12 protein-coding genes and 1 pseudogene are annotated in these 12,829 nt (G+C 42.6%); 4 read left to right on the top strand and 9 right to left on the bottom strand.

Features of this window, described 5'->3' with window-relative positions; genetic code table 11:
• The 4 genes and pseudogenes from FQ082_RS06700 to cobT form a co-directional block, all read right to left on the bottom strand.
• Positions 1-87: pseudogene (locus FQ082_RS06700) on the bottom strand (IS1595 family transposase); the annotation flags it as partial.
• Positions 88-173: 86 nt separating this feature from the next.
• The gene (locus tag FQ082_RS06705) at positions 174-725 is read right to left on the bottom strand and encodes a histidine phosphatase family protein (protein ID WP_149492519.1); all 552 of its coding nucleotides are present in this window, start codon (positions 723-725) and stop codon (positions 174-176) included.
• 43 nt (positions 726-768) lie between these two features.
• Positions 769-1,602 carry an adenosylcobinamide-GDP ribazoletransferase gene (locus FQ082_RS06710; RefSeq protein ID WP_149492520.1) on the bottom strand — a complete coding sequence of 278 codons (834 nt, stop codon included), beginning with the start codon at positions 1,600-1,602 and terminating at the stop codon, positions 769-771.
• A complete protein-coding gene (gene cobT / locus FQ082_RS06715) occupies positions 1,602-2,660 on the bottom strand; it encodes a nicotinate-nucleotide--dimethylbenzimidazole phosphoribosyltransferase (protein ID WP_149492521.1) in 1,059 nt (352 codons plus the stop codon). The genes FQ082_RS06710 and cobT overlap by 1 nt, the downstream gene beginning before the upstream one ends.
• 231 nt (positions 2,661-2,891) lie before the next feature.
• On the opposite strand from cobT, the gene FQ082_RS06720 reads away from it, so the two are divergent.
• Positions 2,892-4,250 carry a GntP family permease gene (locus tag FQ082_RS06720; RefSeq protein ID WP_149492522.1) on the top strand — a complete coding sequence of 453 codons (1,359 nt, stop codon included), beginning with the start codon at positions 2,892-2,894 and terminating at the stop codon, positions 4,248-4,250.
• Positions 4,251-4,335: 85 nt separating this feature from the next.
• A complete protein-coding gene (locus FQ082_RS06725) occupies positions 4,336-5,472 on the top strand; it encodes a glycerate kinase (RefSeq protein ID WP_149492523.1) in 1,137 nt (378 codons plus the stop codon).
• 38 nt (positions 5,473-5,510) lie between these two features.
• On the opposite strand, the gene FQ082_RS06730 is transcribed toward FQ082_RS06725, so the two are convergent.
• Positions 5,511-6,380 carry a LysR family transcriptional regulator gene (locus FQ082_RS06730; RefSeq protein WP_149492524.1) on the bottom strand — a complete coding sequence of 290 codons (870 nt, stop codon included), beginning with the start codon at positions 6,378-6,380 and terminating at the stop codon, positions 5,511-5,513.
• A gap of 92 nt (positions 6,381-6,472) precedes the next feature.
• Here FQ082_RS06730 and FQ082_RS06735 point away from each other — a divergent pair, with 92 nt between their 5' ends.
• Positions 6,473-6,973: a lactoylglutathione lyase family protein gene (locus FQ082_RS06735; RefSeq protein ID WP_149492525.1), complete on the top strand. Its 501-nt coding sequence runs from the start codon at positions 6,473-6,475 to the stop codon at positions 6,971-6,973.
• 210 nt (positions 6,974-7,183) lie between these two features.
• Positions 7,184-8,008, top strand: coding sequence for an enoyl-CoA hydratase (locus FQ082_RS06740; protein ID WP_149492526.1), 825 nt, complete (start codon positions 7,184-7,186; stop codon positions 8,006-8,008).
• A gap of 100 nt (positions 8,009-8,108) precedes the next feature.
• Here FQ082_RS06740 and FQ082_RS06745 read toward each other — a convergent pair whose 3' ends face one another.
• The 4 genes from FQ082_RS06745 to FQ082_RS06760 form a co-directional block, all read right to left on the bottom strand.
• Positions 8,109-8,537 (bottom strand): tetratricopeptide repeat protein, encoded by a 429-nt coding sequence (locus FQ082_RS06745; protein ID WP_149492527.1) that lies wholly within the window; start codon positions 8,535-8,537, stop codon positions 8,109-8,111.
• Between the two features lie 157 nt (positions 8,538-8,694).
• Complete coding sequence (locus FQ082_RS06750; RefSeq protein WP_133104122.1) at positions 8,695-9,033, bottom strand: RidA family protein; 339 nt, start codon at positions 9,031-9,033, stop codon at positions 8,695-8,697.
• A gap of 66 nt (positions 9,034-9,099) precedes the next feature.
• Positions 9,100-10,347, bottom strand: a complete 1,248-nt coding sequence (locus FQ082_RS06755; RefSeq protein WP_149492528.1) for an NAD(P)/FAD-dependent oxidoreductase — start codon at positions 10,345-10,347, stop codon at positions 9,100-9,102.
• A gap of 237 nt (positions 10,348-10,584) precedes the next feature.
• Entirely contained in the window at positions 10,585-12,774 is a 2,190-nt protein-coding gene (locus FQ082_RS06760) for an ATP-dependent helicase (protein WP_149492529.1), read from the bottom strand.
• Positions 12,775-12,829: the final 55 nt, after the last annotated feature.

A 12,829-nucleotide genomic window follows, 5' to 3' on the forward strand; every position in this document is an offset into this window, starting at 1 on the left:
GCTTGCTGCTGTTCTTGCGGTAGAACCGGCAACAAATAGTTCGATAAGCTTAGTTTGTTTGTACCAACTTAATCTACTCTTTCTCATATGGCTATCCTAGATTATTTTACTTATCTAGGACAGCCCCATAATTAAATATTAAAAACGGTCATTATAATGACCATTTTTTTTGGTTAAATATCAATACGACTACAGGATAAATATCCTACAGAGTGTGGCCAGTTAATTGCAAGGTTTGGTACCTCTTGACCAGTCGCGATCATCTTAGCGGCATTGATCCAACCAGCATGACCGATGGCTAATACTGGATGATCTTTTTGCTCAACTGCAATTTTATCCAACCAGCTCTCCGCTCGATTAAACAGCTGTTGCAAATTTTCACCATGATCAGGCGCAAAGTGGGCAAAATTATTGCACCATTCATCAATTTGTTGTTTCTCAATCTGTTTCCAAGACTGACCATCCCAATCACCGAAATGAATCTCAGCCAATTCAGGTGCGACTCGACACTCAAAACCGCGCTGTGCCAATATTTCCCCGACCTTTAGTGAACGCTGTAAGGGGCTAACCCAAATCACTTTTGGTAATTGTTGTAGACGTACAAAGCGCTGTATTTTATTGGCAAGGCGTTTTAGTTTACGTTTATCGACCTCTACATCTGTCTGCCCAATACAGAGACCACCAGCCGTAACTGGTTTTGGATGACGCCAAATATACATAATCATGAGTGCGAGTATCCTTTCTTAGCATCATTTTTAACGCTTTGGCTTAAATTAAGGGCAATGAAGCGGCCAGTCCAATGTAAATAGCAATTTCGCTAAGCTGCTGCGTGGCTCCTAAGCCATCACCCGTATAACCATCTAAACGTCTACGTAATAAGCGCCGCATATAATCTGTCGCGCCTATGCCTAGCAATAATGCCAATAACCATTGCCAAATACCAATCTGTTGCATGGTATTAGGGAAAACCAGTGCGACCAAAGTGATAGCCAACATTAGCCAACCACTGCTATATATAGCTTGTAATGGTGTCAGCTGCTGTGCCATCGGTTTTGCTTTGGCATGTTCAATCTCTCCGCCATAAGGCAATAGCGTCAGTAAGCTAATACAAAATAAACGTGACGCAGTATGCCCAATAATGAGTGCAACGATAGCAACGGGTATTGGCATCGCAGTAAGTAAGCTGATTTTAAGCAATAGCGCTGAGACCAAACCTAATACGCCATACGTGCCTAGGCGTGAGTCTTTCATAATCTCTAAAGTGCGCTCGCGAGTGAGTCCGCCACCTAGCCCATCGCAACTATCGGCAAGTCCATCTTCATGAAAAGCACCTGTTAACTTGATACCAAAAGCCGTACTTATCACTGCCGCAACTAGCGGTATGAATAAGAGATTGCTAAGCCAAAACACGCTAGCACAAAGCAAACCTATCAGTAAGCCTACCGCTGGAAAATAACGGCTGCTTTGGTGCAGCCACTGCGGATCATAATGGCTAAAAGACGGGACGGATATACGGGTTAAAAACTGAACAGCAACCAATATCAATCGGGCTTCATAACGAAGGCGCTGCAATACAGACAGCTTGGAGGATGAGCTTGGCATCACTTGCTTTGCTCACTGATACCAGCATCACTAAAACTTGCCATCTCATTGATAATCGCGCAAGCGGATTGCAATAATGGATACGCTAATGCCGCACCACTGCCCTCGCCTAAGCGCATACCCATATCAAGTAATGGCTTAGCATTCAGCAGTTTTAATAAATGCGCATGCCCTGGTTCAACTGAGTGATGAGCAAAGATAGCATATTGAGCAACACCCGGTGCTAAGCGCTCGGCGACAAGCAAAGCACTACTGGCGATAAAGCCATCAATTAATAAAATACGACGCTCACTGCTGGCCTGAATAAGCGCCCCCGCCATCATAGCAATCTCAAGCCCACCTAATGCAGCAAGCACATCGAGCGGCGCTTGTACTTCACGGTGACGCTCTAATACTTGCGTTAAGATATTTGCCTTATGCTGCAAGCCTGCATCATCGAGTCCTGTACCGCGACCGATACAGTCGGCAATGCTCAAGTCGCCAAGTCTCGCCAGCAATAGACTTGCCGCTGACGTATTACCGATGCCCATTTCACCAACAATCAATAGATTGCCTACCATGTCCTTAACCACGCTCATACCGCTCTCTAATGCGGCCAAGCATTCTACTTGTGTCATCGCAGGTTCTGTCAGCGCATCGCGGCTACCATGTCGAATTTTATAATCTAGCAGTTGCGGATGGTCTTTAAAAGGAGAATTGCCAAAATCCGCGTCTACCCCAGCATCGACTACTTTTAGCTCAATATCATGCTGACGTGCTAAGACATTGATGGCAGCGCCGCCTTGCAAAAAGTTATAAACCATCTGTGCAGTGACTGCACTAGGATACGCAGACGTGCCATGCTTGGTTAAACCATGATCGGCGGCAAATACTCGAATTTGAGGTTGCTCAATCTTTGGCATAATTGTGCCTTGAATCATACCTAACTGCAGAGCGAGCGTCTCTAAACGTCCAAGTGCGCCAATTGGTTTGGTCTTCTGGTCAATGATTTGCTCTAGCTGCTGGCGTAGCGCATTATTTTCGATATTGGGAATTATCGGGGCATTAAATATGTTCAAAGGAAGTATCCTAAATCTGGTACATGTCAAACAAAACCCACATACTAGCAGAGTATCTAAGCTTTACCATGAATAAAATCAAATATGAGCCGAATAGATTTCCTAGCAACGTAGATTTACTATAGAATATGCCCCTTTAAAAATTCATATGACTATTGATGCTTTATGAAGTGCACGCTGCATAAGCCTCATAATTTTTCATAAGACATTAACAACTATATAGAGACAGTGATGATCGTATTTTGGCTGGTGCTGACCATTCTTTTTATTATTTTTGCCACCGCAAAACTCAAGTGGCATCCTTTTTTAGTATTGATATTATCTGCCTTCTTGGTCGCACTGTTTTACCAAGTACCGCTTAATACGGTCGCCAAAACTATCTCTGATGGCTTTGGCGGTATCTTAGGGTATATCGGTCTGGTGATTGTATTTGGTACCATTATCGGCTTAATCCTTGAAAAAACAGGTGCCGCCATTGTGATGGCAGAAACGGTCATTAAAGTCTTGGGACCACGCTTCCCTACTTTGACGATGTCTATTGTAGGTGCTGTAGTATCTGTACCAGTGTTTTGCGATTCAGGCTATATTATTTTAAACTCGTTAAAAGAGTCTTTGGCTGAGCGCTTAAAAGTATCAAGCGTGGCGATGAGTATTGCCTTAGCAACTGGCTTATATGCCACTCATACCTTTGTACCACCGACACCCGGTCCAATTGCAGCAGCAGGAAACTTGGGGCTTGAGTCAAATTTGGGCTTGGTCATTATGGTCGGGGTCGTTGTGACAACTGTTGCAGTACTTGCCGGTTGGTTATGGTCCAATCGCTTCCTGAATGCCACTCCTGACAATATTGATGCACTCGACGCGCCAGCTGCGACTGTGCCAGAAAACATGAAAACTCGCGACGACTATAGTAAGCTACCGTCGGCAGCCATGGCATTTTTACCTATCATCGTGCCTATCGTCTTGATTTGCTTGTCGTCTGTTGCTAACTTACCTAGTACGCCATTTGGTACAAGCACCATAACCGATATCTTAGTATTTATAGGCAATCCACTGACTGCCCTACTGATTGGTTTATTTCTATCATTTTTACTGATCAATACTGAACAAAAAACACAGCAAATCAGCGATAGTATTTCTCAAGGTCTGGTGGTCGCAGCGCCTATTCTCTTAATCACTGGTGCTGGCGGCGCGTTTGGCGCTATGCTAAAGGTCACACCAATTGGCGATTATTTAGGAACGACTTTATCTGCCTTGGGGCTTGGTATTTTTATGCCGTTTATCGTCTCTGCTGCACTAAAAACAGCACAAGGCTCAACTACTGTTGCCTTGGTGACCACCTCTGCGATGGTTGCACCACTATTGGGTCAAATAGGTCTTGATAGTGAGCTTGGTCGCGTATTTTGCGTGATGGCAATTGGTGCAGGCGCAATGACTATCTCACACGCTAATGACAGCTTTTTTTGGATTGTCAGCCAGTTTAGTCGTATGAGTGTGGCACAGGCTTATAAAGCCCATTCTATGGCGACTGGTATTCAGGGCGTGACCAGTATCATCTTTATTTGGTTATTAACCTTGGTATTTATCTAACGTCTTAAATAAATGACTACAAGTTAAATTATCAAAAATTAAGTTATTAAAAATGAGATTTAAAGAAAAACTTAAAGAGAAAGTCATGAAAATTTTGATCGCCCCTGATTCGTTTAAAGAAAGCTTAGAAGCACTGGATGTTTGCCGCGCCATTCAATCTGGCTTCAGCCAAGTGTTTCCAGATGCTGACTATAAACTGCTACCCATGGCAGACGGCGGCGAAGGGACTTCTGCAGTATTGTCTTACGTGCTAGGTGGCCGCTGGAAAGAAGTGCGCGTCCATGACCCTTTAATGCGACCGATTAGCGCAAAATACTTATTACTGCCTGATGCAACTGCGGTCATCGAAGTTGCTCAAGCTTGTGGTTTACATCTCTTGACTGTGGCAGAGCGCAATCCAGTCATCGCCAGCAGCTATGGCGTTGGCGAGCTGATTGCAGATGCTTTAAGGGAAGGTGTCAAACGTATTATTATCGGTCTTGGTGGTAGTGCCACCAATGATGCAGGACTTGGTATGCTAACCGCACTTGGCATGAGGTTTCATGATAGTGATGACAATATGCTAGCCCAAGGCGGCGGCGCGCTTGCCAACTTGCAACGATTAGATGCGACAAGCTTCCATACTAGCGTGTTACAGACAGTGTTTGAAGTAGCCTGTGATGTCACCAACCCTTTATGTGGCGAATTGGGTGCCAGTGCAATATTTGGTCCTCAAAAAGGCGCTAGCCTACAGCAAGTCAATGATTTGGACCAAGCATTGAATCATTTTGCAAGTGTATGTAAGCAACATGGCTATCAGAATTATCAAGAGATAGCGGGTGCTGGCGCAGCAGGTGGTCTTGGCTATGCGTTAATGAGCTTTTGCCAAGCTGAGTTGAAGTCAGGTTTTGATACAGTGGTAAAAGTTACCAACTTATCACAGCACATTGCCGATGCAGATTTGGTCATTACTGGTGAAGGCAAGCTTGACGCTCAGTCTGCCATGGGTAAAGTAGCTGGCGGCATTAGCCACATTGCCAAAGCCCGCCATACGCCAGTGATTGCGATTTGTGGCAGTGTTGATGGACTAGAATCGGCTCAGACCAGTCAATTTGATATCATCATGCCCAGTATCCAAAAGCTAGAGTCCATCGAGAATATCTTTGAAAATGCTTATCATAATGTTGAAATCACTGCCACCAATATTGCTGCGGCAATAAAACTAGGTCAAAGTATCAAGTAGGCTTTATACGGCTACTTAAGATACTCTATTAGACGCTGTTATAGCCATTTTTTCACCTCATTGAGGACGGTTTGCATCCTATTTGGCAGTACCTGCTGGCGGCGTACAGCAAAGTACAAGGTTTCACTAACTGAGACTGGCAGCTGATGACATTTAAGCAGCTGCGGGTTTGGATACGCGGCAACTGCGTGCGCTGGTAATACGGTAAATCCAAGCCCCCTACTTACCGGCTCTAAAATCATACCTATCTGATTAGAAAAGCCTTTTTTAATAAAGTCATTGATGTGTCCAAATTCAGGATAATTGGCGCTCAACAGCAAACTGGTATGATGTGCGCCATCAGGATAATCAATAAATCCAAGCTCGGTAAGTGCTTCCCAGCTAGGCTCCATCATTGTGACTGGTGTCACCAGTTGTAGCGCTTCTTGAGCCACCGGCTTGCAGCTGACCGTCTCATCATTCGAGATAGTTGTCATAAAACCTATATCAATCTCATGCTTGGAAAGCGCCTGCTCTATATCTGTATTGGGGGCAAAACGGTAATCAATCACCAGCTGTGGATGCTGCTCTTGTAATGTTAACAACTGCGGATAGAGCTTTAAACCGACGCTGCCAGGCGATATGATTCGCACCATTCCCTCATTGTACGGATCGTCACCGATACGCTGCTCTAAGCGTGATAATCGCTGCAAGATGTCTTCTGCCTCTCGATAAAGCTGCTCACCTGCATCTGTTAATGAAAACTGCTTACCTTGACGAATAAGCAAGTCAACATCCAACTGATTCTCAAGCTTACGTATATGCTGACTAACCCCTGACTGCGTCATATATAGACGCTCAGCCGTTTGAGTAAAATGTCCGACTTCCACCAAGGTGCAAAAGGTACGTAGCCATGTGGTATTAATCATTACAATACATACTTATCTTTATAATAAACGATAATTTTACGTAATAGACTTAACTTTGTAAACTACTCCCATATCAAAAAGGAGTACAAACCATGAACAATATTTATCCAAGAAGCTTTTCACATATTGGTCTTTCAGTACCTGACCTCGATGCCGCTGTCAAATTTTATACTGAGGTGATGGGTTGGTATACCATCATGGAGCCGACCGAAATCACTGAAGATGACAGTGCTATTGGTAAGATGTGTACAGAAGTCTTTGGTGCAGGTTGGGGCAGTTTTCGTATTGCTCATTTATCGACTGGCGACCGTATTGGTGTGGAGATTTTTGAATTCAAAAATCAAGAAGACCCTGACAATAACTTTGAATACTGGAAAACAGGCATCTTCCATTTCTGTGTTCAAGATCCTAATGTTGAAGAGCTTGCCGAACGTATGGTTGCCGCAGGGGGTAAAAAGCGGATGGAGAAACCTCGTTATTACTACCCTGGCGAAAAGCCCTATCGCATGATTTATATGGAAGATCCATTTGGTAATATCGTTGAGATATATAGCCATAGCTATGAGCTGATTTATAGTGAAGGCGCTTATTAAGAGTCATTAGTAGTATGTTTTTTGAAGAATTATTGCTTTGAAACATAAAAATAGCGCTCTTATATGATAAGGGCGCTATTTTTATATGGGCTATATTAAGTATCACAGAGATATTGCTTAACTAATTAAGCATGCTACTATTTGGGTTATTATTTAATTAGCTTTTGCGCTTTTACACTAAGTTTAAATACCCATTATCAAGGACGATAAATGACCCAATTTAACCCCATTCAACCAGTAACTCCCTCGACAAACATTGATGAGCCACTGGTTATCAAAGAAAACTCAGGCAGCGTGGTGACATTGACACTCAACAGTCCCAAACAATTCAATACATTATCGATTGAGCTGCTAACAGCTATGCAAGCGGAGCTTGACAGTATTGCGAAAGACTCAAGCGTGCAAGTGCTAGTGATTGCCGCGAATGGCAAGGCATTTTGTGCCGGACATAATCTAAAAGAGATGCGTGCCAATCCAGATGTCGCTTTTCAGCGTACCTTATTTGATCAATGTAGTCAGATGATGCTTACCATCAATCAAATGCCGCAAGTTGTCATTGCCAAAGTACAAGGCATCGCTACCGCTGCTGGTTGTCAACTGGTCGCAGCCTGTGATTTAGCTGTTGCCTCAGACAATGCCAAATTTGCCACATCTGGTATCAATGTAGGGTTATTTTGCTCCACCCCTGCAGTGGCAGTCAGTCGCAACCTATCTCGCAAGCAAGCATTTGAGATGCTGATTACTGGTGAATTTATAGATGCCCACACCGCACTACAGCAGGGACTGATCAATCGTGTGGCAAGCGCTGAGCAATTAGACCAGATGCTACAGTCTCTGATAGACGCTATTACCAATAAATCTTCAGTCGCTCTTAAAACTGGCAAAACCATGTTTTATAAGCAACTGGATATGGAATTGGCAGATGCTTACGAGTATGCCAGCGAGGTGATGAGCTGCAATATGATGGCGGATGATGTGAGTGAAGGGATTGACGCCTTTATCGAAAAGCGTTCTGCCATATGGACAGGACGATAAGAACAATAGAGTTATTCTATAATGCAAAATGTCTCTGTTGGCGTTGGCAGCGCCACTTTTTAAATAACAAAGGCGTTTTTTAAATAAGAAATGGCAATAACTAAGATTGCTCAGCTAATAATCTGGCAAGCATCTTATTTATCTCACTTTTGAATGCTTTATCGTCGAGCTTACTGGCAGTAATTTTAGCACTCTGTAAGCTTTGAATCGCTGCCTCTGTCTGTCCAAGCTCGCTCTGTAATTCAGCCATTGAAAAGGCAATCGATGATAAATGCTCTTTTGATTGAATCGCTGCGGCTTTATCCAAGGCTTTTTGGTAAATAACTAATGCCTCATCCAAATCTTCCGTAAAATCTGCCAATGTCTCCCACTGCTCAGGATGATCCTTATTGCCTTTCTCATTTTCAATGCACAAGTCTTTTAGCTGTAAATACAGCGTATCAAATGTCTCTTTATCATTGGCACTGTCTGCTTCTAATAGCTTTTCTGCCAACACATAAATTGAGTGATAAATTTTATTATTAATCATTTTTTTATAACCTTTTTTTGCTGCTCATCAGATAACTGTCAATACTGTCAACGAGGTTAATTATAGACTATTTGCATACTTTACTCATCAAAAAGGGCGTGATAGTCATATCACGCCCTCTCATCATTATTCATTTTTAAGCAGCAGATACTGGTATTTACTCAGCAGCGATGGCAATCATCTCAACCAATAGCTCAGGACGTGCCAATGCCGACTCGCCACAAGCACGAGCTGGCGGCTGTACGCCTTCAAACCACTTATCCCATACTTCATTCATGGCGGCAAAATCTGACATATCTTTTATCCAGACAGTCACTGACAGTAGCTTTGATTTATCGCTACCCACTTCTTCTAACAAGGCTTGTATCTTTTCTAAACAAGTCAATGTTTGGGCTTTGATGTCATCTTCAGCGTTACCTACTTGACCACATAGATAAACAGTCTGGTTATGAACCACAATTTTACTCATACGTTGATTACTATGGAGCTTTTGCATGGATTATTATCCTTAATTTTTAATGCTTTAAAATGTATAAATGACTCAAGTTTTATGAAATCTTACTTAGCGAGAAAAACGTTCGGCGCTAAATGGCTTGATATCGACCAATAGCGGTTTTTCATGAATCATCTCTTCAACGAGACGACCGGTCATCGGTCCTAAGGTGAAACCTTGATGACTGTGACCAAAGGCAAACCATAATTTTTCATGGTTACTTGCAGGACCGATAACTGGCTTCATATCTGGCATACAAGGACGCGAGCCTGCCCATGCTTCACTCTCAACTGCATCTTCTAATGGCAATATTTTTCGCGCCAGTTTAAGCACAGTTTTCAATTGTCCAAAATTCTTTGGCGCATTCATGGTCGTCATCTCAGCACCAGTGGTAATACGGATACCTTGCTGCATCGGTCCCATGACAAAACCTTTATCCATATCAAACATACTATGATGGATGGTGTTCTTTTCGTTGACTTTAAAATGCTGATGATAGCCACGCATCGGGAATAATGGCAAGTCATAACCAAGCGGCTTGATGAGATCATTAGACCAAGGTCCTGCTGCGATGACTAATTTATCACTATAGAAAGTCTCGGTATCGGTGACAATCTTCCAGCCGCCATCTTCTTGTAAGATTTCTTGAACGCCAGTCTCTTTAATTGTCCCGCCCATTTCTTGGAAGTTTTTTGCATAGGCTTTAACCAGAAAGCTTGGGTTTGAGACCTGCCAAGAATTCAACCAATGAATTGCGCCGACGAACTCGTCAAAATTGGCGCTAGGCTCCATGACTCTTAATTCTTCAACTGTCAATACATTATGTTCAACACCTTGATTGCGAGCATCGATAGCTAGCGCAATGGCTTCTTTAAAAGTGTCTTCAGAGCGATGTAATTGCAACCAACCATCGCGGGTAATCAGCTCATCTGCACCAGAGGCGCTAATCATGGTTTGATGTTCGCTTGTGCAATGCTCAATCAGTGTTTGCCACTCGCCTTCGATTTTTTTAACTGAAGCAGGTGTAGAGTATTTCCAGTATTGCAACAGCGCCTGATGATAACGAAGAATAGCTGGTATGCGATAGCGGATATCAGTACCTTGGTTTGGCAATACACGTATCATTTCAGTCAGCTGGCGCGGAAACGGATGCGTATGAATCGCCTCACGCTGAATCAAGCCAGCATTGCCGTATGAAGTCTCTGAGCCCGGTAGCTTTTTGTCTATAAGCAAAACTTCAGCATTATTTTTTTGTAGATGCCAAGCAACCGAGGTGCCAACCATACCTGCACCGATAACGATAACTTCATGACGCATAACATATCCCTTTTTATGGCTTTGATACAGAGTGTTAAATAGATGAATATAACGGGTAAGGTGGTCATAGTAACGCATTGAAAGATTTTTTAAACCCTTATCTGTTAAATATTTTTACGAATAAACACTTTTGGTTATATGTTTTTATGCAAGGTATTTTTGATAGGAATAGTAACAACCTAATGAAAAACAAAAGTCATTTTTTAAGCTATTTTCCAACATTTATAGCATTTTTTATCACCACCAAACTGGATCATCACTCTCTTCTAAAGGCTGTTTTACCGTTAGCACCGTTATCTTATCGGCAGGCACTTCAGCGATAAACCGTGACACTTTATCAAAATAGCCTGAATAGCTCGAAAAATAATCGGGCGCAGTTAAAAACAGCCTGCTTTTTGCACGACTACAGGCAACATAAAACAGCTTACGCTCCTCTTCTAACTCCTCAAAATCGCTTAATGAACGGTAATGCGGCGTCATACCATCTACCAATGAATTAACAAATACCACTGGCCATTCAAGTCCTTTGGCACTATGAATGGTCGAAATGGTCACTTTGTCACTATTCTCATCCCCTTTTTCAGGCTCACCTGCGGTGGCAACCGAGTCATTAGGTGGATCAAGTGCCAGATTTTCTAAAAATTTATCTAGGCTATCATGCTCTAACGCTAGATTTTTAAGCACACGAAAGTCTTCGCTACGCTCACGCCAATTGTCTTCATTTATTTTTAAAACGGGCATATAAAAATCCAGAATCAGCTCGATAATGGCTTCAACCGACTCTGCTTGGCTGGCTTGACTTAGCATTTTATACAGCGGCTCAAGTTGGGTGCTTTTTTTGGCAAACTTTGTTGTTAATAACGGCTCAAAAGAGTTATTGTCAGCATTAATCGCTTGGGTTAAGCGCGTGGCAGTCACCGACCCTACGCCTTTGAACAAGGTCAAAATACGGTGCCATGCAATGGTATCATTCGGGTTATAAAGTATCTTAACAAATGCTAAGACGTCTTTAATGTGACGCCGTTCAATAAAACGAATACCGCCTACGACAATAAACGGGATATTGCGCTCCATGAATTCTAGCTGAACGTAGTTAGATTGAAAGGACGTTCGGCACAATACCGCAAAGTCTTGATAATCATAGTCTGATTTTAATTCGATAATTCTATCAGCAATATACTTTGCTTCTTTGCTCTCATCGCTAAGTCGGCGAAATATTGGTTTTACGCCTTCTATAGAAACACCAGAGTACAGCTGCTTTTGGTAACCCAAGGTGATCTGAGCAGACAGAGCATTGATATAATCAAGCACTGCTGGCGTACTACGATAATTTTGCTCAAGTTTAATCAGCTTAGCTTCAGGGTAACCCTCTCCGAATAATAAGATATTTTCATAATTGGCGCCGCGAAAGGCATAAATACTTTGGTTGTCATCACCGACGACCATCAGCGACACTGACGTAGGCGCACAGATGAGATCAATCAGCTCTTTTTGCGGAATATTGGTGTCTTGATATTCATCAACCATGACATAACGATATTGCTTTTGTAGCAGTTGGCGAAAGGTATCATTATGCTTTAAATGACGCACCACTTGGCTAATGATGTCATCAAAATCGTATAAATGATTGGCACGCTTGTACTCATGAAAGTCAATGGCCAATTGCTCAATAACAGGAATATGTACAGCAATATCAGGATAGCTGTTTGCGATTAAATCGCGGATATGAATACGGCGATTTCTAGAGGTTGAAAAGATGTTTTGCAACGTTTTTTTGCGCGGAAATGCCTGATTGGTTATTTTGGTCGGATACTTTTTTTCCTTATAAATTAAATCGATAGCGTCTTCACTGTCGCCTGTATCTAGAATGGTAAATCTTGGATTAATACCAAGCAGACCTGAGTATTGACGCAAGAGCATATTACAAAAAGAGTGAAAAGTGCCACTGGTAATATCATTCAGCGCTTTATTCTTTGGCAATTTATCTTCTACCAAATCCTCATTTAACCTTTGGGCAAAAGATGGTGTGCTTACTAGCACAGCTCTAGCCCGACCTTTGATTTCATTAGCTGCTTTACGGGTAAAGGTTAATAGTAAAATCTCTTTTGGCGACACGCCATTTTCTATCAAGTAACTGGTTCTATAGGTCAAAGTCTTGGTTTTGCCAGAACCCGCGCCAGCGATCACCAATACCTTGCCCTCAATAGTCGTGGCGGCCAATAGCTGATTGGCATTAAGCTCACTGGCATAATCTACTTGCAACCCTAAATGATTGCTAAGCCTTTGCGCTAATACCTCAGCATCCGCATTTATCAGATTGGCTTCAAGCTTCTTAATTGCCTGTTCAAGCCGCGCAATCTTGGGTTTCATCTCGATAAAATTTTGCGGATAATTATAATGGTGGGTAGCAAAAATGGTCGTGGTCATTATAGGATATTACCTTTGATATGGTTTAGCGTGCCATTCATTATAAAGTAAGATA

It is taken from the genome of Psychrobacter sp. ANT_H56B, assembly GCF_008369245.1.
Lineage (GTDB): Bacteria > Pseudomonadota > Gammaproteobacteria > Pseudomonadales > Moraxellaceae > Psychrobacter > Psychrobacter cryohalolentis.